This window comes from Synechococcus sp. MIT S9508 (assembly GCF_047303045.1).
Taxonomy (GTDB): domain Bacteria; phylum Cyanobacteriota; class Cyanobacteriia; order PCC-6307; family Cyanobiaceae; genus Synechococcus_C.
The window spans coordinates 16,526-39,838 of the sequence record NZ_CP138941.1 but is presented as its reverse complement, the minus strand read 5'-3'; the positions used below and the strand labels follow the sequence as shown (position 1 = coordinate 39,838).

The following is a 23,313-nucleotide window of genomic DNA, read 5'->3' as shown; positions in this document are numbered from 1 at the left end:
TGATCCCATTTTAGGTCTTTGTTTTTTCTGTTAAAATAGGGTGTGTTGTCTTGTTGTTATGCCTGCCTCTGCAGAAGCTGAACAAGCGTTGCCACGTTTTGTGGACTCGCTTCAGAGTGATCAGACAATTCGGGATCGGCTAAATCTCACCACTGATATAGAAACACTGCGCCAGGTCGTTGAATCGGTTGATGCCTCGATAACAGGGGCAGCCTTGATTCCCCTCGAGCAGGCAACGAGTGCAGCAAAGATTCTCGTGGATTCTGGTGTGATGGATCAAGCGATCTCTTGGCGGATGCTTCGCTGCCCCGGTGGACCGCTGGTCTTGCAAATGATCTGTAGCAAAGCCAATTTTGCAATCTGGATCGAGAGTTGCTGATGCATTCCGAGGAGCTCACTCGCTTTATTAACGAGGTGATTCGTTCTCACGAACTTGCGACTGGTTTAAAACCTCTGAGTTCTCATCAAGAGATCATTGCCTACGGCCAGCATCAGGGTTTTGATTTCAGCGAAGCACAATGGAATGCATGTTATGAGCGTGAATTCTCCAATTTGTCAGTTTCCATACAACAAAAAGTGCTCAGTGCTGATCCCGCGCACTGGTCATGGGCTTTCCGTCAACTCACAGCTTGGAGAGCTATGCTAATGGAAGGAGCGGATAGTTAATTCCCTTAATTGCCGCGTTTTAAGTACTTTTGCAGGGCTTTTTCATGACTGATGTCAATCAAGACGAAGTTCTTGAGCAATTTATTGCTTTAGCAAAGACCGATCAAGCTCTTCAAGATGAGATCAAATCGGCCCTGAATCAAGATCAAGTGATTGCGATCGCGGCTGAGCGAGGTTTTCAAATCGATTCGCTCGCAATTTTACGTAAGTGGAGCAAGCACACTGATTTCTCGACGCCAACTTGGATGGGTTGGTTTGGTGAATAGCTTTATGTATTGATATCTGCATATCGTGTTTGTTTCCCGCCACGTTTTGCCCAATACGTCACTAAGTCTTCTCCTCCAGGTCGAGGCACGCTTGCTACAGCTCTCAGTATTTTAAATGATCGATTGGGCCCCATTGGCCAATTGCCAACTGCTTTAACTTGTCGCACTTGACCTCCAATTTCCAGCATGCAGGCTTCAAACTTTTCAAGTTGTGTTTGATCAACGGTTTCAAATATAAAATCAGTACCTTCGCAGATTAGATGTTGTGAACGGATCCAACCTTTAAGCTGTTTTTCGCTACTTTCCATTCACTATTTTTCTTCTTCGATCCAAGTCGGAGTAACTATATCAGAGATATCTTCAATTCTTTTGAATTTGAGTGGTCCATGCTCTGAACCCCATTTCACCTCATCGGTCTCTGGGTCGAATCCTCTGTCTCGACTCACCCAAGTGTGTTGATTCACCTCGACTTCGCTAACTAAGTAGGTTAGTTTTCCGTCTCGAGGCACCAAGCATTCTTTCCCTGGTTCAACACTACCAACGTAATGATTGGCTGTTGTTTCTTTAAAATGCATTGAACAACCGCAGCGTTTTTTGAGGCTATCGCTATCAAGCGAATCAAGTAATTCCGGATGTCTGCCAGATCCAGCCAGTCGTTCCTTATTGTTAAAGTCAAAGTTTTCAATCACAAAAACATCGTCTTGGCAGATGAGGCGATGAACTCCTTGCCTGTAGGGATCCCACGGCGAGTAATCGTAAAACTGCTCTGAATAAAAACCAGGACCTTTGAAAACAGTCCAAGGTAATGGCCGGAAGACAATGTTGATGCGTGCGAAGTCTTTGGGCCTTTCTTGTGATTGAGCGAAATTATCGTAGATGCCTGATAGTATTTTTGCGAATCTGAGCTTATCTTGATTATCCATGGCTGAGGTTTTTAGGCTTGGGTTCTTAGGTTGAAATTTTTCTGACTTCAGATGCAAAAGAAGCCTGAAGGATTCCAGATCCAGCCGATGTTTTTAAGACTGAAGATCGACAGCGAACGTGCTCTGATATGAACCAGATGCGTTCTTCGGCAATTGATTGATCATAGTGAGTCTTAAGAATAAACGTGCCGTCGTCAAGAAATCGGTAGTCTGATTCTGCTGCTACAGCTTCTGCGTAACCCACGCTTCTTAGAAGTTTTCCCGATGTTTCGTCCGATGGGATCGGTACGATCAGGCAAGATCCACTTGAGACTTCGCTTGGATCGTCGGGTTCCCAGTCACTTTCAGCATTCCACTCCATGCAAAAGGGAGATTGATACTGGCTATCAGAAGGTTGAGATGATGCTTTGATCAGCTCTGAAATTTTGTTTTGATCATCGTTGAATGCCTTGATTGATATTTCACTCAGTACATCTTCGAATTGTTGAAATGCAAGTGAGTGGCCGCTTCTCATTGAGCGCCATTCTCCGATGCTTTGAGCAACAAACTGCTCAATATTCATTATTAATTCTACCTTCAGTGTCGAACCCTTCGGTGTTTTTAGGTAAATTGGCTTGCATCATGTTGACCATGGAATCAACCATCATCGACATAGCCATGGGAACCGATGAAACAGACTTGTTGAAGGCGTCTGTTTGATTGGGGTCAGACCTGGTGGTGTCTCTAAGAATTGGCATGTCAGGGGTTTGTCGACGAAAAAAGCTAGGAGTCTGGCCGGTTGATTGAAGGAATTGGATTGGCGTTCACTATCGCCAATCCAATTATCTCTGATTCAAAGAAGATTCAGCGGACAACTCCTTGAAGGGTTAAGCCTTCGAAATAGAAATGATCCGACCACCTTGGGCTTGGATGCTCCGAAGCGTTGCAGACATGGAGCTTTGGCTGACAACTGATTTCTGCATCACACGCCGATTAGCGCTGACCTGACGACGGGTCGTCCAAAAGATTGAAATTCCCTTGGCGTTGCCAACGCTCTTGCGATCGACAATCGCAGGTGCATTGCCAGTGGAGAGACTGCTCAGCAGTTTTGAACCATTGCTGGCTGCGTCGTAGCCTGCGAAGCCGGCATCAACTGCAATTCCACGTGTGTAATTAATGGTTCGTCCGCCACTAATTGATTCGCCTGATCGATTGTGGGGGACTTGGTCGATCCCAAAGGCAGCTAGATATTCTTCGCTGTAGGTGTAGCTTGCAATTTCTGCCTCATACCCTTCAGTGTTCATACGGGTAACATGCTCCATCAGTTCGTTCTGATCATGAGGAGGTCGTCCCAATAAATGCTTGAAATTGAGCTCTACAAATTGATAGGGGCTCTTGTCTTCTAGGAAAAGTCTCTTGTAGGTATCAGATTGTGCAAGTGCTGTCACAAACCCCTGAACAGAAAGATCGCCATTCATAAACAAGGCTTCGAGAGACTTGTTGACGTCCAGCTCCATGAGGTGACGGTTACCGAAAACCTGCTTGTAAATGCTTTGAATCACTTCATCAGCATGTCCCAGATCTGCATTGGCCTGGGTTGCCAGTGTGGTGGTTTCCGTCATGTCTCAGGTGATTAGGTGATGGGTCAATTTTTTAGGCCCTTTGATGATCAAAGGGCCTATTCAACAATTCGTTGATGGAAATTCGCTTACATCACTTCGGTGATGGAGACGATTTTTCCACCTCTGGCATGGATGTACTTCATCTGGCTGGACATGTCTTTGCCAGACACCAAATAGGTGCTTCCTGCGGTGCGTTGCCTGGAGCGTGCAGCTTGAGCTGCAACCACAATCCGGAAGCGCTTTTTGGTGGGATCTGGTGCACCAGATTGGGTGCCAGTTCTGTTGATTCTCGTTGTGGTGGAGCTCCATCCGCCCGGAACCATTCCTGTTGCCACTGAAGTGACCAACGAAGAACTGGTTAGAACTGTGTCGCTTGCCGCGAAACCTTCGGCCAGCTTGAGATGACGGTTGAAGGCAACCTGTGAGCGGCCGTCTTCGGAGAGAATTCGTGCGAAAGGCACGGTGTCTTCACCGAACGTGCTTTGGTATTCCTCGCAGTCCACGTAACTGCAAATTTCCGCGTCGTAACCACCTTCAGCAAGAATTCGAGTGTGCTCACTGATTTCTGCTTGGGATTTTGGTGCACGTCCAAGGAAATGCTTGAAGTTCAGTTCGATGAAGCGATAGGGGGCATTGGTCTCGAAGAAACGCTTTTTGTATTCGGCGGAAAGGCCAATCGCCCGCACAAATTCGCGAGTGCTCAGATAGCCATCGATGAATTTGCTTTCTGCCGACAAGGACCGTTCGAATTCCATGAGATGGGGGTTGCCCATCACCTGCTTGTATGAGGCCCGAATCAGTGCATTCAGTTGATCTGCACTATCGCCAGGGCAACGTTGGAACGTTTCTTGCTCCCTTTGCCCCAACCCAAAGAACACGTAGGAGTCACCGCGCATCGGCGCGCTATCGCTGCCGCTGGTGATTCCAGGAGCTTTGCTTGGAATCTGACCACGCGAGAATGCTGTGGAGGGGCGGACTCCGATGGCTTCGGAAGGACGGCCGATGCGGGGGGCGATTCCTGAAGCCATGCTGCTTGTCAGTGCACTGCTGCCTCCGCGTGCGCTGTCACTTCCAGCAAAGCTTTTTTGCAGTGCTGCCAGCATTGAGAATGCTGAGGTGGCTAGATCTGCGGGTGAGCTCCAAGCACGTGCATAGGGAACAATGTCACTGCCAAACACCTCGAGGTATTCAGCCGAGTCGATGATGCTGTCGATCAGTGCAGCGTGGCCGCTTTCAGCCTGCAAGCTGATTTTTTGAGACACCTCAGCCTGAGAATGGGGCGCTCGACCCAGCAGATGCTTGAAGTTCAGTTCGATTCCACGTTGTGGGGCAACCGCAGAGAAGAAACGAGATTTGTAAAAGCTTGATTGCGCCAGCCCTCTGATGAAGTCCCTAACTGTGAGCCTGCCGTCTCTCAGTTGTGCTTCCAGTTCAGTACAGCGTTCAAAATCCATGACGTGCGCGTTGCCGAACACCTGTCGGTAACTGGCAGCAATCACTTCATCCAGTGATGCCTGGTCGTCGGGGCTGTAGCACTCCGCTGTGACGCGGTGGGGACAATCCTCATGGCTGCGAGGACCAACGCCAATCGCCATCTGATCGCATGACTGTTTGAGGAATTCGCCAATAGTCAGTGCAGGCTTCTGAGCGTTTTGCCCTTTCCTTTGGAAGCTGACAGGGCTATTCCACTTGGTTTCAGCGCCGAATCCGTTCGAAGTTTGGTTGGTTGCCATGGTTCAGATCTAATGAAAGGTTGTTGGGTTGTGGTCGAATGCTTGTTCAGATGAGATCAGGTCACCGGAGTGATGCTTGCGATCTTTCCGCCTTCTCGGTGAATCCTTTTGAACTGCTCGGAAAGCTTGTCGAACGGAACGTAGAAGACCCTGTTGCTGCGGGTATAGCGAGAGATGCGCCGCAGATTGTTGGCGCTGTAGCCCGTGACTTCCACGCGGTAAGTCATGCCCTCCTCGCCAGCACCTGCACCCAGTCGGGTCGGTGCATCCTGCAAATCGGTTGAAGGGCGGAAACTCCAGCCTGTGGCCTGAGTGGATGACGGAGGAACCACCGGAAGTGGCAGGTTCTGATAGGCCGCACCGCCAAGCTTGCTGCGGTTGCCAGCCAGATCACCCTTCAAGCTGCTGCTGCTGTTTCCACGCAACAACTGGAAGCTCCAGGTGAATTCCTGGAGAGTCGTGCAACATTCGGTTTTCCAACCGCGTTGATAGGGAACGGTCCACTCACCGAATGCATTCTGGTAGTCGTCTGAATCCAGAAAACTGTCGATATCGGCTTCATATCCCTTGCTGTCTAGGCGTTCAGCATGGGTGCGCATTTCCTGGAAGTCTTCAGGAGCCCTTCCGAGAAAGTGGCGGAAGGCCAGCTCGATATAGCGATAACGCGCGCAGCTGTCGAAAAAGCGTGTGCGATACAGCTCGCTCTTGGCGATGCGTCGCACCAGTTCTCGCACGCTGATTTCACCGAGCTTGAACTGCGATTCAGCAATGATTTGGCGCTCGCTTTCCATGACGTAAGCGTTGCCAAGCACCTGCTGATACACCTTGCGGATGACCTGCTCCTTCTTGGCATCGTCGTCGCCAGGGAGCAGTTCGAGGGGTGCTTCACTCTCGTCCGAGAAGCGCTCGACCCCCAAAAGCGAGGCAGGACCGAAGGGCATGAAGGTTCTCGCGATATTCGCAGGCCCTATCGTCTGTCAGAACTGCCGTGCGCGAGCGCCTTCTTTATAAAGCTCAATCAAGTGTGTCTAAATATTGCGTGACGTGACAATTCAGTGCTCCTGGAAGGGGTCTTGAGCATGCATCAGTTTTGGTTTTCTGAACCATTTTTCGCTTTCAGCGATTCCAGGCTTGTCCGCGTTGAGCTGCGTGTTAGCGGGTTCCATTGATCCAGTTCAAGCGCTCCACGGTTCAGCAATGTCTCCAGCTGTTGGTCAAGACCTCGGCACAGAGTGAAGTCAGCTCCCCGAATCGATTCGACGCAGTCAAGCGCTGCAGCTTCGAGGTCTGCGCCTCGGAAATCGGCCATATCCAGCTGGCTGGTTCCAAAGCGTGTGCCTCTGCACATCGCACCTCGCAAGTTGGCGTGTCGAAGATCTGCCCCAGCCATCGCCGTGCCATCGAGAATTGCTCCGCTGAGATCGGTCCCGCTGAGATAGGCACCCATTAACACCGCTTTGCGCAGGTCAACTCCTCTTAAATCTGCGTTATTCAGAAAAGCACCATTGAGCTTTGCTCCTGGACCAACGGCTCCGCTGTTTTGATGATCGAAATTCTCGGGAAACTTGGTGCTCGAGTCGTATACCGCTAGACGTAGATCTGCGCCTTCAAGTTTGCATTGGCTTAAATCACTGCCACGCAGGTTGCAACGGCAGAGCAAGGCGCCGCTCAGATCACGTTGACCCAAATCCTGTTGGCTCCAGTCCGAACCACGAGCATCCACGGCTGAACCTTGAGCGTTTTCAGGCGTTTGGGTTTCCGGGGCCGTCCAGTTGCGAAGGTCGATGAATTGAGACGTCAGAGCTCAAGCCTCCTTAATTGCATTGCATGGAGGCTACCTCTCTCCCCCACCTGAATGATCTGAATCGATCAGTATTCAAGGCTGATGGTTGTTGAGATCGAGTTGCTCCTTGCTCTTTGTGTTGGCCCCATTAATCGAAAATCCCATGATGGGATGCTCAATGCGCTTTTTGGGACCGGATGAAGTCATGAAAAAGCACCGACTGATCCAGTCGGTGCTTCAATTTTCAACTCTTTGGTGGGATTGGTTCGCCGAGGCTTAGGACTTTTGTCTTATGCCCAGGTTTTTGCATTTTTAGACTGATACATGCGTTGGAATGCACCGCTGTAAGGGTCTCTGACGGCCTTGGAGTAAACAAATCCACTCACGTCGTATCCCACTGATTGAGAAATCCGTCGAGCGTTGCTGAATTCCATCACCAGTTGGCTGCGCCCTTCGATCGTTGTATCTGAAGCGGCGTTGGCTGGAGTGACTCTGGCCAGATTGGTGAATGTGGAGCAATAAGCACCAGCGGCCGAAGTCCAAGCGCGTGGATAAGGAACAGTGTCTGTTCCAAACACCTCCAGATACTCTCCAGAGTGGGTGATTTTGTAAATCAATGCATCAAATCCACCTTCGGCGATGAGCGTGATCGCTGCACTCACTTCCGCCTGGTTAATTGGCGGTCTCCCAAGCAAATGCTTGTAGTTCAATTCGATGCCGCGAATTGGCGAAACACTATGGAAATACTTTTCTTTGTAGAGGTCTGACTTGGCGAGTCCTGCTACGAAATCTCTCACGCTGATTTCGCCGGTGCTGAGTTGCGATTCCAGCTCAGTGCAGCGCTGGCTGCCCATGGGGCCCAGGTTGCCGAAAACCTGCTTGTAGCTTGCCGCGATCGCTGTCTCTAGGGCATCGCTTCCGTTGGCTGCGTAAACCTCGTTGACACTGCTGAAAGGACATTCGCTGTGAACCCTTGGCCCGATGCCAATGCCCATGGCGGAACAAAGGTTTGCTTTGTATTCCTCAGGTGTTGACGCAGCGCGGCCCTGGCGGGGAATTAAGTTGCCTTTTTCGCATTCCTGGCGGTAGAGATTGGTCGCAGTGTTGCGTCGTGTTTTGGTGGAGTTCCCTCCGGCGTAGGAGACGCGGTTCAGATTCGTGAAATCACGTGTCGGCTTGATGGCGACCATTACTGATCTCAAAGGAGTGCTTGTGAACAGACAGTAATCGCGTTTTTCGGATGAACTCCCCAGAGCCTGGAGGCTTGCAACAAAATGTTTTCTCGCGATTCTCCGGCTTTCTTAATAGTCGCCGATTGGACGCTTAATGGTTCTTAGTCTCAGGTGTTTTGTGGTGCATCGGTTGTCATCAAATGATGCTCTTTCTTGCTTCGAGTAGCTCTTTCACAGCAAAATCTCGAGTCATCTCGTGCTTCCAATATGAAAATGGTCGTTCTGCGTCGCCAGTTGTGGCTTCAATCAAATCTTGGATTCGAATTATCGCTTTTCAATTAGCGAGTGCCATACATTTCTCCGGCAACAATGAGAAGAACTCTGATGATTTCAAAGGCTCCAATCGCAGCCAAGCCAAGCCAGGCTTTTTTGGCCCATTCAGGCGTTTTGATGTAAGCAGGGACAAGGATCTCAATTTCAATTCTGGCTTGTAGTTTTTGATCCCATTGTCGATCTCTCCAGTCGCTTCCGTAGCGAGGATATTGCTGGTAGATCGGCATCACTCCGGTTGAGGCCCCCGGAATCACCCGCGAGCGCTGACTTGGAACATCGTCATAGCCAAACGAATCCAGATATTCGCTGCTGTCGAGCACAGCATCAACAAAGCTGCTGAAGCCTTTCTCTGCAATCAGGATTGACCAACTGATTCGCTCACTTTGACCATGCACCTCTCGACCGAGAACGCGGCCAACCACCTGATCGACAAGCCTGTAATTCGTGCTGCAGGCCACATATCCTTCCTGGAAGCGTCTTGACAGCAGTAATCCGCGGATGAAGTCCCTGGTTGTGATGCTTCCGTCACGAAACTGGGATTCAAGGTTCACGTCACGATCGCATTCCATGGCGTGAAAGAAGATCTGCCGATAGGCCTGCTCGATCTGGAAGCCCCGGTCTTCACGGCTTGGGTATGTCGCGCGATTCAGCTCAGACTTCAGGCCGCCTTGGTCGCCGACGCGGTTGTTCTGGCTGGTCAGCGGGTAGTCGAGCAGCTGAAGCGCCATCCGTAGAAATGCTCATTCAATGCTGCTTATTTTATGTCTGCTTCACTGCTTTCCCGCTGAGACCCGTCGTGTCTCTTCATCTCCTTGCGAATCATGTTGCCGAGGTGAGATAACGCATCACCCAGTGTTTTGGTATCCACTCCCTCTCCCAGTCTGCTGTAGCTGTCTACTGAATGAAGGCGCAGGCGATCCAGGGCCAGAAGTAATCCAGGCACTGGTACATCGAGTAGTGCGTAAAGCTCTGCCAGGCATTGCATGCCATCGCTGTCCGTCACAGCGCTTTTGCGTAAGGCGGTGCCGTAGATGCTGACGCGTAGAAAATGAAAGCAGTCTCGCCAGCAGGCGTCGGCCCGATCCTTCGGGTACAACTTGCCGCCTGGTTGCACTAGCTGCGGCTGCTCACTCAGAAGATCCGCACGCGCCTGGTCAACAAGATCAGAAACCTGTCGTTGAAGTGCCGTCAGTGGAGCGGCTTCAAGACCTGACCAGTCACAACACTCTTGAATCTCTTCATCGCTGAGTAAGCGTTTGCTCTGATCGGCCTCTCGAATCAGATCACGCAGGTTCTCTGGAAGGCTGGGATCTCCACTGAGTCCACACACCTTCGACTCCCGTGCAAGTTGTTTGATGCGTTCTGCTGAAGCGGAGCTCACGGATGAACGGCCTTGTTTCTCGAAGTCTTGGGAAGAATCGGACACGCGGTCAGCCAGCCGTGGCGTTCCAGATAGAACGCCCACGCAATCTCCTGGCCCACTCCCGGGCAGTGATCGGGGATGGCATCGGCAATTGGATCACTCACTCCAAGGCTTTTCAGCAGTGCTCCAACATCGGAAGCAGACCTCACTGCCGTGCTGCGGATGGCGGCACCAACGACCCAGGTGAGTTTGGTCGCATCCAACGGGCAAGCGTCGCTTTCGCAGGCAAGTAGCACATTTCCAGGCTCCGTCATGGCTGCGAAGGTGTCCTGCCAGAGCTGCAGGTCATCGGGCTTGAGATTCAGCCGCAGGATCTGATCCCCGACCGAATGGAGCTGTTCGTTTTCAGCTCCAACCCCCTCAAGCAACAACATGAGGTTGGCCTGCTGTGATCCATCCATCGCTCAAATGCGGCCTTGGGAACTGTATCCGTACTGTTCGGAATCTCAGCTGCCGTGCATCAGGGATGTCACCAGAAGTCGAATGGTGTGAGGTCGGGTTTTGCTTGTGCCAGGCACTCCTGGACAAGCCACGCACGGTCGATACGATCGGGCCGCCAATGCTCGTGTCCCATGGCTGCTGCTGAATCCAATGCGCTCATGGTCCAGCAGCTCAGTCGACAGCTGCATGCAGTCAGTGAGATCGCTGAGTCACTCACGCTGCGTTTGCTGGCCATCGAGGAGCGTTTTGAGCAGTTGCATCTGAATGCTTTGTCTGCTGGATCAGACCCTGCGCCAGATGAAGCCAGTCAACAGCTGCTTGATGACAGTGGTGACCGTCTCAGGCATCTTCAAGGATTGCTCGACGAAGAGGCTCCCGGCCAGGTGCTCGAACTCGTGACTCCAGCAGCCGATGAAATTGAAATGGCTTCTGACTGCGTTGATGAAGCCATCTCTGATCGTGAGGAGCTCGATGACATTGAGGATGAGCTTGAGCCCTCGCTGAATGAGACGGTCTACGTGGATGACCCGCAGATTGAGCCTGCTCATGGCCAGGTCAATGATCAGCACGACGATGATCAGGACGACAATGATCAAATTGATCTCTTGAGTGCCTGATCGGTGGGGTTCAAGGTTGTTTCAGCTGCTCACAGCTCCAGTAGGCGGACCCTGAACTGAGCAACCTGGCGAGCTTGTGTTGGCTCTGACTGCACAAAAGGATGGTCGTTCAAATGGTTGATCACTGTTTCGATTTTTTCATCGACTGATTTGTTTTCAAGCTCGCCACGCCTGAGACATTCTTTCCAGGCTGGGTCGAACACCATGGCGAAGCCATCGGCATTGTTGAAATGTCGATCGTCGTTAACCGGGATTGGAATCAATGAACGGTTCTGCGAAGTGCCAGGACCAGGATTTGAGCTGGGGGTGATGCGACTATTGGCCCGTTAAAACACTCGATTTGGTTGAGCAGTGATCAAGACAACGCCTTTTGGCAAAGGCTGGTCTTGTTGCTCCCATACCGCGACCTTACGTTTGGTTCGGTTCGGCGGTAGCGCCTTCGCCCTCCTGATCGTTGGCGTAGGTAGGGGAACTCTATGTCTCGCTCTCTTCCCCAGAACTGGATCGACGGCACTCTGCACAGCCTGAATCTGGTACGAGATCTGGGGTGGACTGGGGCGATCGTTCATCCGTCTCTGTCTGTCTTCCGCCAGAAACCAAGCGCCAAAAGCAGGAAGACCAAGAATCTGCAATGGCGTTTTCTTCCAGAAACGGCCGATGATCCGCGCCGTTTCAAGGGAAGAACCAACCGAGGACAAGGCAAGCGTCTGTCGATCGAAGGAACCTGTGGAACCACTGACCCCTGGGAAGCCGCAACCATTGCTGTGGCTGCGTCCCAGGAGCGGTGGCGAACCCTGCATCAGCAGCTGGAGCAGCAGCAGCGTGAGCAAAGCCAGGCCCTTTCGGTGTATTGGGAGCGCTGGTATGCCCGTGCAGAGCAGCAACCAAGGAACAATCGCAATCGCTGGTTAAGTGATAAGCGGAACCTGTGGAATGGACCGATCGGCATTGGTCTTCAGCCGTGGGCCACGATCAAGACAATTGAGCGAATTTCCAGCAACGATTTTCTGGAGTTCTTGCTCATCGTGCGTAAGTACTGTGAAGCGCAGGGACTCTCTGTGGACGACACCAAGCGTCAATACAAAGCCCTGATTCGTCTCCTCTTCATGGAGGCAAGATCCGATTTTCCTGCTCTCACTTGCCCGGAATTCCCTGTGATCAAGAAGCACGCCAGGAAGAGTGGCACGTCTGATACCCCTTCGGCAGATGCTTAGAGATAAGCCAGAGGGGCTTTGAAGGGATTAGCTGTTAGACGGCTTCAAGACGTTTGTGCTGGTTGGGGAGCAGAAATGACGCCTATTTTGATGTGTTATGGGGTTGTTCCTTTTAGAATCTGGGTGCGTTTATTACGGCCAAAATATGCCTTCGCAGCTTAGTTCCAGTCCATAACATTCTTAAAATTTTTCTATGACCATGACTTAAGACAACTCCTCCGAAAATACGCCTCGAAAAAAGAAGAGGAAGAAGAGTTGCGCTGGCAACAGGAAGGCGATGCTTGCCTATGGGGTGATCCAGATTTCTGCCACCGTCGTCACCGCCATTTCACTGGCAGCAATCGCCTTGGGGCTCTGCGCTGTCAAGCAGGAAAGCAAGGCGTTCAATGGTTGTGTGGACGAGGTCATCGCCAATGGTGTCACCAATGCCGAAGCAGTTCGCTTCTGTAATGGCGGCTGATGGCTTCGCTTGGTGCCCGGCGGCCCCTTTTCCTGAACTGTGCCTTTGGCGACGTTATGTATCAGGACGAACCATAAAACTGTGCTCGTCCACTTGAAGGAGGTGCTGACTGAATCGGGAAGACACCAATAGGGGAATCACGGGGTGGTGCGAGAACCGCCCCGTTTTTTTGTTCGATCCCTCCCAAATGCAACGGGCATGGGTTTAAAGAGAGTCGGGCACTCAAAAGCACAGAACGGTGCCATGACAGGAACCATTCGGTGCTCTTTTAGCGCATAAGGAAGGTGCCAGGACCCAGATTTGAACTGGGGACACGGCGATTTTCAGTCGCCTGCTCTACCAACTGAGCTATCCCGGCGCGTTGTCTACGCGACCCTTGAATCTTAAATCACGGGGTGGAGCTCCTAGGGGGTTCTGGCCAGGCAAAGCACCCCATGGATGGTGATTCCTGAAGCCTGAAGAGCCTGCTTCGCGGCCACAACGGTGTCACGATGTCATTCACAAGCCAGACCTGCTGCTGACGGCGCTGGTTTGTCCAGGCATGGCTTGTCCACTGGGTGGGTGCATGGTTGAGCTTGAAGCTGCCGGACTGGTTGCTCACTCTCTGTCGATGATTGAGCCGGTGCTGACCCACTGTGGGGCGACAACGCTGCAGCAGCTGAAGTGTTGGTCGTTCCAGGCAGCGGCAGATCAGTTCCGGAAGCGGATTCGATCGGCTCTTCGCCTTCCAGCCAGTGATCGGTATCAGCAGACTGTTTTGTGGTAAGCCGCACTGAAGACTCGTGCAAATCGCCTGCAGAGAGCCAAGATCGTGAGTCCTGCGCAACGACAGAATCAACTGGCGCATGGCACCGCTGTACCAAGAGACTGCGCGCCAGGGCAGGGGGCTGTTGCCCTTGACCCCAGACTCAGCAAGCCCCAGGCGTTGTTGGCAGGTCTGGCAGAGGCCTGACTGATCAGCTTCTGAGATGAGCTGTCGCTTGCAGATCGCGCAACTGGGTTCGATCAGTAGCTGCTTCAGACAGGTCTTGATGCAGGTCAGCAAGGCAACGATCTGCGATTGACTTCAGGATTCCCCTTGGTCAGCCCCGGCAGGCATGGCTCTCAACATGGCCACGAGAGTGCGGTGTGCATCCTCGCTGTCGGTGAGCATGTGGTCGAAGGGAATGCTGAGGGTCTCGCCATTCACCTCAAGGGTCATGGCTTCTGCGGTCACTCCTGTCATCGAGGCTGCCGTTGCCGATGTCAGGCCTCCGTAGTGGTGGGCGTAGCGGAGCACAGCATCACTGTGGTCGTCATTCATATGACGACAGATGCGTTCGCTGATGGCTGGAGTGAGCGGTTCGGCGGCCATGGGAAAGACTCAGGGATTGATGAACGAAATCAGCTAAAGCGCTGCCAGAGCAGCAGGGCCAGTCGAAAACCGCTGTACCCCACGTATCCGGCCAACACGACGAACAACCCGATGGCGAGCGCGTCACGGAGTTTGTTTGCCAAAGGCTCATGGAAGCTCAGTCGATTCTCTCCCGAAATGGCTGATTTGGTCATGCTGCTGTTGCAGAGCGCTGAGTGCGAGTCGCGCCACCCCCGCAGCAGGAGGGCTGTAACAACTGCGGATCGGAACACCGATCAACCGTTGCCTCAAGCGTCGCCACTGGGGGTTTCTGGCACCTCCCCCCAGGGTCACGAGTCGTTTTGGAGCGGGTGCTCCGAGTTCAGTGAGCTTGGCCCAGCCCTTCCGTTCAATCTGGCTCAGGCCTTCCAAAAGACCATGCAGATACAGCGCATCACTCACCGGTCGTGGAGTCAGGATGGGTGCAAGATTGGGATCATCCACCGGGAAGCGCTCTCCATGTCCGATCAGGGGCAGTAGCTTCAGTCCGCTCTCTTGATCAGGGTCGATCTGTCGGCTCAGTTCGTTGAGGTCGATCCCTGGAAAGCACTTGCGCAGCACAGCACCGCCGCTGTTGGAGGCTCCCCCGGCAAGCCAGCGACCGCCCACGCGGTGGGTGGAGGTCCCTGAGCCATCTCGTAAAGGGATGCTGGTGAAGCGTTTGAGCACAAGAGTGCTTCCCAGCACGGTGATGCCTTCATCGTCGGCGGCATCGGCGGTGAGGACTGCAGCATTGGCATCGGTTGTGCCTGCGATTACGAGCATGTTCTCCGACAGCCCTAGCTGTTTGGCTCGGGCAGCGCTGATGATTCCGAGCCTTGAGCCGCTCGGTCGGATCTCCGCCAGTGCCTCACGCCAGCCCTGCCGCTCAAAGTCACCGGGCCATCGCTGATCGCTGAGCGACCAGCCCAGGCGAAGGTTGTTGCCCTCTTCTCCAAACCTCCAGTCTTCAAGCAGCCAGCCGTTGATCCAATCAGCCTGGTGACGAAGGATCAGCGGCTGCGAGTGCTGTTGCAGCAGCCTTAGTGCGCGGGCCAAGCTGCCACTAGCGCTCGCTGCCGGCTGGCCTGCTTGCACCAGCTCACGCACCTGCTCCAGCTGTTCCGGACAGGCAACGTTGTAGGGCAAAGCTTTGCCTAGGGGGGTGCCATGTGGATCGCAGGCCACCAACGTCCCTGAGGTTCCATCGACAGCCACAGCCCTGAGCTGGCTGCGCAGCTCCTGTGGAATGGCCTTGATCAGCTGGATGCAGCTTGTCAGCCAATCATCTGGATCCGCCAGGCCTCGGTCATAGCCGCTGGAATGCGTGTAGAGCAGATCGCGCTGTTGATTGAGAACCGCAACCCGCACTCCACTGGTGCCCAGATCAATTCCGAGCGCCAGTGAATCGTGCATCAACCGATCAGGCGTTACGCAGTTCTGCCGCCTTGGCGTCAACGTTCTCCCAGGGAGCTTTCAGGTCATTGCGGCCGAAGTGCCCGTAGGCCGCAGTGTCCTGGTAGAAGCGTCCACCTCGTTGCTGAGGCAGGCTGCGCAGTCCAAAACTTTCGATGATGGCTCCGGGGCGCAGGTCAAAGTGCTCCTGAACCAGGCCTGTCAGCGCGTCGTTGGCCAACTGGCTTGTTCCGAAGGATTCCACCAAAATTGACACCGGCTTGGCAACGCCGATCGCATAGCTCAGCTGCACTTCGGCCCTTTCCGCCAGACCAGCTGCTACTAGGCATTTCGCCACGTAACGGGCTGCATAGGCCGCTGAGCGGTCCACTTTGGTGGGGTCCTTGCCTGAGAAGGCGCCGCCCCCATGACGGGCATAACCCCCGTAGGTATCCACGATGATCTTGCGTCCGGTGAGCCCGGCATCACCCTGGGGGCCACCAACAACAAACTTTCCGGTCGGGTTCACGAGATATTTGGTCGCTTCCCGACTTGGTTTCAGGGCCAGGTCGGCTGTTGCCGGCTCCACGACGTGGGTCCAGAGGTCATTCGTGATTCGCTCACGGATGCCCTGCTCGTCACTCATGCCTCCCACCTCAGCCGTGTGCTGGGTGGAGATCAGGATCGTGTCGATCGCAACCGGTTTGTCATTCTCATAAACCACACTCACCTGCGTTTTGCCGTCAGGCAAGAGGTAATCGAGGGTGCCGTTGTGACGTACTTCCGCCAGCCTTCTTGCCAGCCGGTGGGCCAGGCTGATGGGCAAGGGCATCAGCTCGGGTGTCTCGTTGCACGCATAGCCGAACATGATCCCCTGATCGCCAGCACCAACCAAATCCAGCGGATCGCCAGCGTGGTCATCGGCTTCATTCACTCCCTGAGCGATGTCGGGCGACTGCTGGTCGAGGGCGACCAAGACAGCACAGCTGTTGGCATCAAAGCCACCGGCGCGCGCTCCGCTATAGCCAATCTCCTTGATCACATTGCGAACAAGGTGGATGAAGTCCACTTGCGCTTTGGATGTCACTTCGCCTGTGATCATGCAAAGGCCAGTGTTCACAACTGTTTCGCAGGCCACACGGCTGGTGGGATCCTGCGCCAGAAGGGCGTCGAGTACGGCATCACTCACCTGATCGCAGATCTTGTCGGGATGCCCCTCCGTAACGGATTCGGAGGTAAAAACGTATCGACTCATGGCCATCGGTAATTGCCGGCGACTTTACGAGGTCGACTCTTTAGGCCTTTGACAATGAGTCTGACGTTGCGGTCAGTTCGCTCCAGTGACTGATCAGATGTTCATGGGCGGTGAGCGTTGGCTGGCGATGCCATCCGGCCACATAGCCGATGGTCAGTCCGATCCCTGCCTGTCGTGCCATCAACAGATCGGTGTCGGCATCTCCGATCAAGGCGCAGTTCTCCACTCTGAGGTCCAGTTGTGAGCACAGTCCCTGAACAGCTCCCGGGTCTGGTTTGGCTGGGTGGTGATCGGCACTCCACAGCCCGCTGATGCAGTCGTTGAGTTGGTGCTGGTGGAGAAAGTTCTCAATGCCCTCTGTGGTGTCATTGCTAATCACGGCACAAGTGGTTCCAGCAGCGGCTAGCTCTCTGAGAAGCCGTGCTGCATCTGGCAACAAGCCAATCGGGTACCCACCTGGATGCAATGCTTGTTTGTGCTGATCCACATGATCAAACACCTCCTGAGCCAGGACCAATGATTGAGGCCAGCTCAGATTCATCTGACAGAACACCGTTGCGGTGCTCAGCAGGTTGTGATTTCGCGACGCTACGGCCAGCGTGCCGTCAGGGATGACCCCTGCACTGCAGCGTCCGTAGGTTCTCGCTAGCAGATCGTTCAGCTCCCGAAGCTCGCTAGCTGAGGCACCTCGCGATCTAAATCGGCGCCCTGCTTCATCAAGTCTGGCGTCAGCCAGTTCGATTAAACGCGGCTCGCTATGGGAAAGGGTGCCGTCCTTATCGAACAGCACCCCCTGAACTGAACCGAGCTCACGGTCCTTGAGTTTGAGATGAGCCACTGGCTCGGCTCCCTCAAATCATCATTGAACCCAGGGGCTCTTCGCCTTCCTCTGCTTGCTCAAGCAACATCTGCTTGTAGCGAGCAGCCATTTCTTCAGCCTTGTCAAACACCTTCTGCGGATCCGTGAGCATGTCACCAGGCTCTGGCTCAAGCGCCTTGGTGGAGAGTGAGATGCGGCCTCGCTCGGCGTCGAGATCGATAATCATCACTTTCATCTGATCATTCACGTTGAGCACCGAGTGTGGGGTTTCGATGTGCTCGTGACTGATTTCAGAGATGTGCAGCAGCCCGCTGACACCGCCGATGTCGATGAAGGCGCCGTAAGGCTTGATTCCGCGCACGGTGCCCACAACAACCTCACCCACTTCGAGGCGGTTCATCTTGCGTTCGACCAAAGCGCGCCTATGACTCAGCACCAGACGATTGCGCTCTTCGTCAACCTCAAGGAACTTGAGGGGGAGGAAGTCGGCAACAAGTTCTTCCTTGGGTTTACGGGTACTGATGTGGGATCCGGGGATGAATCCACGCAGTCCTTCCACTCTCACCAGAGCGCCACCTCTGTTGGTGGCAAACACTTCTGAGTAGATGGTGGCGTCTTCCTTCTGCAGCTGGCGGACACGTTCCCAGGCTCGCTGATATTCGATCCGTCGAATGGAGAGGGAGAGCTGTCCGTCTTCGTTCTCCTCACTCATGATGAAGAACTCCCGGATTTCTCCGGGTTGGAGAACATCGCTGAGTCCTTCAACGCGATTGATCGACACCTCCTGAAGAGGCATGAATGCAGCGGTTTTGGCTCCGATATCGATCATGGCGCCCTTGGATTCCAGGGCGAAAACCGTGCCGTTAACGATGTCTCCGGGCTTGAAGTTGTAGTCGTACTTACTCAGTAAGGCCGCGAATTCATCCAGGGTGAATCCAGCACTGTCCATGTCCCGACTGGTCGCCCGGCTGCTGGGATCGTCAGCAGTGGGGATGTCTTCGGGAATGCCGAGGTCTTCATCGGTACCGAAGTCGGCTTGATCAGCTGACCCTTCAGCCACGGCTTCGGTTTCGGATGTGACCGCTTCTGCGGTGTCCACTGCAGATTCCTGGGAAGGATCTGTGGGAGTGACAGTCATGGAACGTTGGCGGTCTGCCTCTGGGGCAGAGCGATGGGATCTGAAACAGGCCCGCCGACCTGAATCAGGCAATTGCCGATTCTACAGATCGACGACCAAGCTCAGATCGCGGCTGTGAGCTCCGCCTTGGTTGCATTGATGCCTTCCAGGGTGGCGACAAAATCACTCACACCGCTGAACTGGCGATAAACGGACGCAAAACGGATATAGGCGACTTCGCTCAGACTTTTCAACTTTTCGAGAACCAGTTCACCGATGTCGCTGCTGGAGACTTCACGGCCGCTGCGTTGTTGAAGGCTGAGTTCCAGCTCTTCAACCATGGTTTCAAGACGTTCTGGAGGAATCCCAGTTTTTTCGCAGGCTCGACTCAAGCCATGAAGCAATTTGCTGCGACTGAAAGTTTCACGATTGCCATTTCGCTTGATCACTGTGATGGGAACGGTTTCAACCCGTTCGTAGGTGGTGAAACGAAATTCGCAATTGAGGCACTCCCGTCGCCGACGCACGCTTCTACCTCCGTCGGCGGCTCTTGATTCGAGCACCCGGCTATCGGTGTTCTGGCAGGAGGGGCACTGCACGCCCTAACAATTGCGTAGATGTATGAATTGTAAGGCTCGCGTCCACCCATGACATCTGTGGCGCGAATTCACGTTTTAGACATAAAAAAAGCCCCGCTGAAAGCGGGGCGGAGATGATCACTTGCCAATCTTCGGAGGATCGCGGAATGCGATCGCGAAGAAGAGAGTTGCAATCGCGAGAGTGAGGATGAGGATGTAAGCGAAGCTTTCCATCGGTTATCTCCTAAGGACTGATCAGCTGAGGGGTGTGCCTGCAGGGGGAACGTAGCCCTCAGGCAGTTTGCGGGTGGTGCGGTCTCCAAGTTTCTGAAAGAGGCCGAACTCAATCTGTTCGCCGAGGTCGGGATCAATTCCGGCGAACACATCGCGGTACAACGTACGGGCTCCGTGCCAGATGTGGCCGAAGAAGAACAGCAGCGCGAATGTGGCGTGTCCGAAGGTGAACCAGCCTCGAGGCGAGCTGCGGAAGGTGCCGTCGGAGTTGTAGGTTTCGCGATCGAATTCAAACCCTTCTCCCAGTTGTGCTTTGCGTGCCAGTCGCTTCACGTCAGCGGGGTCAGTGAAGGTTTGACCGTCGAGTGCACCACCGAAGACTGATGCCGTGACGCCTTGCTGTTCGAAGGAGTATTTCGCTTCAGCACGACGGAAGGGAATATCAGCCCGGACAACGCCATCGGCGTCTTCGAGAATCACTGGGAAATTCTCAAAGAAGTTGGGCAGGCGGCGAACTTGTAGATCGCGTCCATCTTTGTCGGTGAAAGCGATATGCCCGAGCCAGCCAGTCGGCAGCCCATCACCGTTGACCATGGGGCCGACGCGGAACAGTCCACCCTTGGCAGGACTATTGCCGACGTAGTCATAGAAGGCGAGTTTTTCTGGGATCGAAGCGTAGGCCTCAGATTCCGATTGACCTTGATCCATCGCGGTCTGAACGCGACGATTGATTTCGGTCTTGAAATAGCTCTGGTCCCATTGATAACGAGTGGGGCCGAACAGCTCAATAGGCGTTGCAGCAGCTCCGTACCACATGGTTCCTGCAACCACGAAGGCGGCAAAAAACACAGCGGCGATCGCGCTGGCCAAAACGGTTTCGATGTTGCCCATCCGTAGTGCCTTGTAAAGGCGTTCCGGCGGACGAGTTGTGATGTGGAAAATTCCGGCAATGATGCCGACGATTCCAGCTGCAATGTGGTGGGCAACGATTCCGCCAGGGTTGAAGGGGTTGAAACCTTCAGGGCCCCAAGACGGTTGCACCGGCTCTAGGTGACCCGTGATGCCGTAGGGATCAGAAATCCACATCCCAGGGCCGAAGACGCCGGTGAGGTGGAAAGCTCCAAAACCGAAGCAGCCGAGGCCTGCCAGGAGCAGGTGGATGCCAAAAATTTTGGGGAGATCGAGAGCTGGCTCTCCAGTGCGGGGGTCTTGCCAGATCTCGAGATCCCAAAAAGTCCAGTGCCAGATGGCGGCCAGCATCAGCAGGCCGCTGAACACGATGTGAGCAGCTGCGACACCTTCGAAGCTCCAGAAGCCAGGATCAACTCCTGTGGCTCCAGTAATGCTCCAGCCACCCCAGCTGTCCGTCACGCCCAGGCGGGCCATGAAGGGCATCACGAACATGCCCTGACGCCACATCGGGTTCAGGACTGGATCGGAGGGGTCGAAGATGGCGAGTTCATAAAGAGCCATCGAGCCGGCCCAGCCGGCGACGAGGGCAGTGTGCATGAGGTGCACGGCCAGAAGGCGGCCTGGGTCGTTAATGACGACGGTGTGCACCCGATACCAGGGCAATCCCATGGGTCAGGTTCGGGGGAACGGAGCTGCCAATGCAGCCAGACCCAGCGATCGTAGGGCGTTCACTTCGATGTACGCGTCAGGCTGTCGTGAGCTGCAACGTGAATTGACGGTCACCGTGGTGATCGAAATTCTCGATCCCGCCGCTTTCCTGGCTTTGCTTGTGTTCGCAGCGATCTCTGGCCGGGGGGTTACAAAACGCAACCTGAGGCTCGTAGTGTCTATGCCCCGGCGTGTCGCAGCGCCCTTCTCTTCAAGAGGTTCAATGCCTGTCATCCGTTTTGTGCGTGAGGGTCGGGATGTGGAGTGCTTCCCGGGTGAAAACCTGCGAGCTGTGGCCGTGCGAGAAGGGATTCAGCTCTACGGGTTGAAAGGGCAACTGGGTAATTGTGGTGGATGCGGACAGTGCAGTACCTGCTTCGTGAAAGTTGAAGGCGAGACGTCCACAGCCGCCATGAGTGCGAGAACCGCGGTGGAAGAGGTCAAGCTCAGACGGAGGCCAAAAGGATGGCGCCTCGCTTGTCAATCTCTGGTTGAGCAGTCGGTGGTGGTGGTGACCAAGCCACAGGTTTCGATGCCTGATCAGACCAAGCGGGTGGCTGCAGCCTTGGCGGCGCCTCTACCTCCCGGACCCTTGGAATGGCCTGGTGCGTCTGCCGTTGATTTGGACGCTGATGACGAGTCAGCGACTGACGAAACCATGCAGCCCTTAGAAGCCTCTGGTCAAGGTTCGCCTGCAACGCCCGGTGAAGAGCGCTGATCGGTTCGAGTCAAAGCTTTCCGGACGGTGATACGTTCCAGCAGGTTCTTTCACATTCATGGAAACCAACGATCTCGGCTTCGTGGCCAGCCTGCTGTTTGTTCTGGTGCCGACCGTCTTCCTGATCATCTTGTTCATTCAGACCAACAGCCGTGAGGGGTGACTTCCCTCACGGCTGTTCAGCTCCCTATTGATCACCGCTGTTCCGGTTCTCTCACGAGAAGCACCGGGGCAGGGGCATGAACTCGGATGTAATCGCTCACTGAACCGCCGAGCAGTTTGTCGAGGTCAACGAGTCCTCTCGCCACCAGAGGACGACGGTCTTGAGAGGCCAACACGACCAGATCAGCGTTGACCTTCTCGGCTGCCAGGCACACCCCCTTGCCGATGTCCGAGTCGGTCACGTGCAAGGGCTTAAGTTCAACCCCCAGCTTGCGAGCTCTCTGTACCGCGCGGTCGAGGTAAGTATCGCTCTTGCTGGCTGCTCCTCGTGATGGTGTGGGGTCCTGGCGCGCCACGTGAACACCGGTCAGCTGTCCTCCTGGAATCTCGAGCACCATTTCGCAGGCCAGCTTGAGGGCGTCGTCGCCGACTCCCGTGCCATCAATGGTGACCAGAACTCTGTTGATATGACGGATGTAAAGATCGTCACGGACCAGCAACATCGGTCGCGTCGATAGTTGAAAAACGTACTGGCTCGCGCTGTTGGCCAGAATCGACCTGAGCCGGCCAAGACCTCGTGATCCCATCACGATCAGGTCGACGTTCAGTTCATCCGCAACGCTGAGAACGGTCTGCTTGGTGTCCCCCTGGCGGATGATTGAATTCACGTCCTGTGGATTGAGTCCCAGTCTCTCAACAGAACCAGCCAGAAGGCTGCCTGCGCTTTCCCAGTGCTGTTGCGATGCTGCCATGGTCTGTTCAGGGACAACATGCAGCAGGTTGATCCTGGCTGACTGGAAGGCCGGCAGGTCGCGCAGCATGTTGATCATTTCACCGACGTGGCCTTTGCCTGAATCGGCGATCAGAAGGTTCTTGAACACGGCGAAGTCTCAGCCTATGCAGCAGCCTATGGCCGATTGGAGTTTCCAGTTCGGATGGTGAATGAGAGCGTTACCAGGCACCCCTGGCGCCTGGTCAAACGAGTGCTTCCACAGCACACAGACCATGGCGGTGTGATGTGGCATGGAGCGTATGTGGGATGGCTTGAGGAGGCTCGGGTGGAGGCACTATCCGCTACGGGCTATCCCTACGAAGCGATGGCCTCAGGCGGCCTGGAAATGCCCGTTATTCAGCTTCGGATCCGCTATCGGGAAGCGCTGATGCTTGGCGATGAGGTGGAGCTGATCAGTGTCTCCGGTGCTCCCCGGGGTGTTCGCTGGCCCTGGTCAACCCGTTTCATGAAGGGCGATATCTGTGTGGCTGAAGCTTCGGTGGAGCTTGCTCTGGTGAGCGTGCATCCGGTCCGAAGGGTTTTGCGTCATCCGCCCGAAGCAGTGGCGGAAGCATTCAGCGCTCTCGTTGACGGGCCAAAGCAAGGGCTTTAATAGTATTTTTGCACTAGCAACGATG

31 protein-coding genes and 1 tRNA gene are annotated in these 23,313 nt (G+C 54.3%); 9 read left to right on the top strand and 23 right to left on the bottom strand.

Annotated features, from left to right (window positions below; all coding sequences use genetic code 11):
- The first annotated feature begins 58 nt into the window (after window positions 1–58).
- The 3 genes from SIB42_RS00260 to SIB42_RS00250 are packed head-to-tail and all read left to right on the top strand — an operon-like array spanning window position 59 to window position 932.
- Window positions 59–379, top strand: a complete 321-nt coding sequence (locus tag SIB42_RS00260) for a hypothetical protein (RefSeq protein ID WP_067095639.1) — start codon at window positions 59–61, stop codon at window positions 377–379.
- The gene (locus tag SIB42_RS00255) at window positions 379–666 is read left to right on the top strand and encodes a Nif11-like leader peptide family natural product precursor (RefSeq protein ID WP_067095645.1); all 288 of its coding nucleotides are present in this window, start codon (window positions 379–381) and stop codon (window positions 664–666) included. The genes SIB42_RS00260 and SIB42_RS00255 overlap by 1 nt, the downstream gene beginning before the upstream one ends.
- A gap of 44 nt (window positions 667–710) precedes the next feature.
- Window positions 711–932, top strand: coding sequence for a Nif11-like leader peptide family natural product precursor (locus SIB42_RS00250; protein WP_067095642.1), 222 nt, complete (start codon window positions 711–713; stop codon window positions 930–932).
- Window positions 933–934: 2 nt separating this feature from the next.
- Here SIB42_RS00250 and SIB42_RS00245 read toward each other — a convergent pair whose 3' ends face one another.
- The 11 genes from SIB42_RS00245 to SIB42_RS00195 all read right to left on the bottom strand — a co-directional run bounded on the left by SIB42_RS00245 (window position 935) and on the right by SIB42_RS00195 (window position 10,301).
- The gene (locus SIB42_RS00245) at window positions 935–1,240 is read right to left on the bottom strand and encodes a CpeR family transcriptional regulator (RefSeq protein ID WP_074160749.1); all 306 of its coding nucleotides are present in this window, start codon (window positions 1,238–1,240) and stop codon (window positions 935–937) included.
- A gap of 3 nt (window positions 1,241–1,243) precedes the next feature.
- A complete protein-coding gene (locus tag SIB42_RS00240) occupies window positions 1,244–1,855 on the bottom strand; it encodes a chromophore lyase CpcT/CpeT (RefSeq protein ID WP_067095472.1) in 612 nt (203 codons plus the stop codon).
- 25 nt (window positions 1,856–1,880) lie between these two features.
- Complete coding sequence (locus SIB42_RS00235; protein WP_067095475.1) at window positions 1,881–2,417, bottom strand: phycobiliprotein lyase; 537 nt, start codon at window positions 2,415–2,417, stop codon at window positions 1,881–1,883.
- 304 nt (window positions 2,418–2,721) lie between these two features.
- On the bottom strand, window positions 2,722–3,456 hold the full coding sequence (locus SIB42_RS00230) for a phycobilisome rod-core linker polypeptide (protein ID WP_067095478.1): 735 nt from the start codon (window positions 3,454–3,456) through the stop codon (window positions 2,722–2,724).
- 86 nt (window positions 3,457–3,542) lie between these two features.
- Complete coding sequence (locus tag SIB42_RS00225) at window positions 3,543–5,189, bottom strand: phycobilisome rod-core linker polypeptide (protein ID WP_067095481.1); 1,647 nt, start codon at window positions 5,187–5,189, stop codon at window positions 3,543–3,545.
- Window positions 5,190–5,245: 56 nt separating this feature from the next.
- Window positions 5,246–6,130, bottom strand: a complete 885-nt coding sequence (locus SIB42_RS00220; protein ID WP_067095483.1) for a phycobilisome linker polypeptide — start codon at window positions 6,128–6,130, stop codon at window positions 5,246–5,248.
- A gap of 143 nt (window positions 6,131–6,273) precedes the next feature.
- Window positions 6,274–6,975, bottom strand: a complete 702-nt coding sequence (locus SIB42_RS00215) for a pentapeptide repeat-containing protein (RefSeq protein ID WP_067095486.1) — start codon at window positions 6,973–6,975, stop codon at window positions 6,274–6,276.
- Window positions 6,976–7,262: 287 nt separating this feature from the next.
- A complete protein-coding gene (locus SIB42_RS00210; protein ID WP_067095489.1) occupies window positions 7,263–8,162 on the bottom strand; it encodes a phycobilisome rod-core linker polypeptide in 900 nt (299 codons plus the stop codon).
- A 320-nt stretch (window positions 8,163–8,482) separates the two neighbouring features.
- Complete coding sequence (locus SIB42_RS00205; protein ID WP_067095491.1) at window positions 8,483–9,205, bottom strand: phycobilisome rod-core linker polypeptide; 723 nt, start codon at window positions 9,203–9,205, stop codon at window positions 8,483–8,485.
- Window positions 9,206–9,231: 26 nt separating this feature from the next.
- Complete coding sequence (locus tag SIB42_RS00200) at window positions 9,232–9,903, bottom strand: phycobilisome polypeptide (RefSeq protein WP_413328196.1); 672 nt, start codon at window positions 9,901–9,903, stop codon at window positions 9,232–9,234.
- Window positions 9,855–10,301, bottom strand: coding sequence for a hypothetical protein (locus SIB42_RS00195; protein WP_067095499.1), 447 nt, complete (start codon window positions 10,299–10,301; stop codon window positions 9,855–9,857). The genes SIB42_RS00200 and SIB42_RS00195 overlap by 49 nt, the downstream gene beginning before the upstream one ends.
- A 171-nt stretch (window positions 10,302–10,472) precedes the next feature.
- On the opposite strand from SIB42_RS00195, the gene SIB42_RS00190 reads away from it, so the two are divergent.
- Window positions 10,473–10,958, top strand: coding sequence for a hypothetical protein (locus tag SIB42_RS00190; protein ID WP_067095502.1), 486 nt, complete (start codon window positions 10,473–10,475; stop codon window positions 10,956–10,958).
- Window positions 10,959–10,987: 29 nt separating this feature from the next.
- Here the strand turns inward: SIB42_RS00190 and SIB42_RS00185 are convergent, their stop codons facing one another.
- Window positions 10,988–11,221 carry a hypothetical protein gene (locus SIB42_RS00185; RefSeq protein WP_067095505.1) on the bottom strand — a complete coding sequence of 78 codons (234 nt, stop codon included), beginning with the start codon at window positions 11,219–11,221 and terminating at the stop codon, window positions 10,988–10,990.
- Window positions 11,222–11,434: 213 nt separating this feature from the next.
- On the opposite strand from SIB42_RS00185, the gene SIB42_RS00180 reads away from it, so the two are divergent.
- The gene (locus SIB42_RS00180) at window positions 11,435–12,172 is read left to right on the top strand and encodes a hypothetical protein (RefSeq protein WP_067095507.1); all 738 of its coding nucleotides are present in this window, start codon (window positions 11,435–11,437) and stop codon (window positions 12,170–12,172) included.
- 277 nt (window positions 12,173–12,449) lie between these two features.
- On the top strand, window positions 12,450–12,632 hold the full coding sequence (locus tag SIB42_RS00175) for a hypothetical protein (protein ID WP_067095510.1): 183 nt from the start codon (window positions 12,450–12,452) through the stop codon (window positions 12,630–12,632).
- Window positions 12,633–12,917: 285 nt separating this feature from the next.
- On the opposite strand, the gene SIB42_RS00170 is transcribed toward SIB42_RS00175, so the two are convergent.
- From SIB42_RS00170 to psbB, 10 genes are all read right to left on the bottom strand, one after another.
- Window positions 12,918–12,990, bottom strand: a tRNA-Phe gene (locus SIB42_RS00170).
- Window positions 12,991–13,020: 30 nt separating this feature from the next.
- The gene (locus tag SIB42_RS00165; RefSeq protein WP_082825046.1) at window positions 13,021–13,677 is read right to left on the bottom strand and encodes a hypothetical protein; all 657 of its coding nucleotides are present in this window, start codon (window positions 13,675–13,677) and stop codon (window positions 13,021–13,023) included.
- A gap of 21 nt (window positions 13,678–13,698) precedes the next feature.
- Window positions 13,699–13,986, bottom strand: coding sequence for a DUF2470 domain-containing protein (locus SIB42_RS00160; RefSeq protein ID WP_067095513.1), 288 nt, complete (start codon window positions 13,984–13,986; stop codon window positions 13,699–13,701).
- A gap of 147 nt (window positions 13,987–14,133) precedes the next feature.
- A complete protein-coding gene (locus SIB42_RS00155; protein WP_156485205.1) occupies window positions 14,134–15,423 on the bottom strand; it encodes an FGGY-family carbohydrate kinase in 1,290 nt (429 codons plus the stop codon).
- 4 nt (window positions 15,424–15,427) lie between these two features.
- Window positions 15,428–16,654: a methionine adenosyltransferase gene (gene metK, locus SIB42_RS00150; RefSeq protein ID WP_067095520.1), complete on the bottom strand. Its 1,227-nt coding sequence runs from the start codon at window positions 16,652–16,654 to the stop codon at window positions 15,428–15,430.
- Between the two features lie 40 nt (window positions 16,655–16,694).
- Window positions 16,695–17,492, bottom strand: coding sequence for an HAD family hydrolase (locus SIB42_RS00145; RefSeq protein ID WP_067095523.1), 798 nt, complete (start codon window positions 17,490–17,492; stop codon window positions 16,695–16,697).
- A gap of 13 nt (window positions 17,493–17,505) precedes the next feature.
- Entirely contained in the window at window positions 17,506–18,612 is a 1,107-nt protein-coding gene (locus SIB42_RS00140) for a 30S ribosomal protein S1 (RefSeq protein WP_067095526.1), read from the bottom strand.
- A gap of 101 nt (window positions 18,613–18,713) precedes the next feature.
- Window positions 18,714–19,190, bottom strand: a complete 477-nt coding sequence (nrdR, locus tag SIB42_RS00135) for a transcriptional regulator NrdR (RefSeq protein ID WP_067095529.1) — start codon at window positions 19,188–19,190, stop codon at window positions 18,714–18,716.
- Window positions 19,191–19,307: 117 nt separating this feature from the next.
- Window positions 19,308–19,403 (bottom strand): photosystem II reaction center protein T, encoded by a 96-nt coding sequence (locus SIB42_RS00130; protein WP_006042122.1) that lies wholly within the window; start codon window positions 19,401–19,403, stop codon window positions 19,308–19,310.
- A 21-nt stretch (window positions 19,404–19,424) separates the two neighbouring features.
- A complete protein-coding gene (gene psbB / locus SIB42_RS00125) occupies window positions 19,425–20,984 on the bottom strand; it encodes a photosystem II chlorophyll-binding protein CP47 (protein WP_067095532.1) in 1,560 nt (519 codons plus the stop codon).
- Between psbB and SIB42_RS00120 the strand changes: the two genes are divergently transcribed.
- Together SIB42_RS00120 and psbM are read left to right on the top strand one after the other, a co-directional pair.
- Complete coding sequence (locus SIB42_RS00120) at window positions 20,983–21,741, top strand: 2Fe-2S iron-sulfur cluster-binding protein (protein ID WP_369818450.1); 759 nt, start codon at window positions 20,983–20,985, stop codon at window positions 21,739–21,741. The genes psbB and SIB42_RS00120 overlap by 2 nt on opposite strands.
- A 58-nt stretch (window positions 21,742–21,799) precedes the next feature.
- Window positions 21,800–21,904 carry a photosystem II reaction center protein PsbM gene (psbM, locus tag SIB42_RS00115; RefSeq protein ID WP_006042119.1) on the top strand — a complete coding sequence of 35 codons (105 nt, stop codon included), beginning with the start codon at window positions 21,800–21,802 and terminating at the stop codon, window positions 21,902–21,904.
- 31 nt (window positions 21,905–21,935) lie between these two features.
- Here psbM and SIB42_RS00110 read toward each other — a convergent pair whose 3' ends face one another.
- The gene (locus SIB42_RS00110; protein ID WP_067095534.1) at window positions 21,936–22,784 is read right to left on the bottom strand and encodes a universal stress protein; all 849 of its coding nucleotides are present in this window, start codon (window positions 22,782–22,784) and stop codon (window positions 21,936–21,938) included.
- 54 nt (window positions 22,785–22,838) lie between these two features.
- On the opposite strand from SIB42_RS00110, the gene SIB42_RS00105 reads away from it, so the two are divergent.
- Complete coding sequence (locus SIB42_RS00105; RefSeq protein WP_067095651.1) at window positions 22,839–23,288, top strand: acyl-CoA thioesterase; 450 nt, start codon at window positions 22,839–22,841, stop codon at window positions 23,286–23,288.
- The last annotated feature ends 25 nt before the right edge of the window (window positions 23,289–23,313 follow it).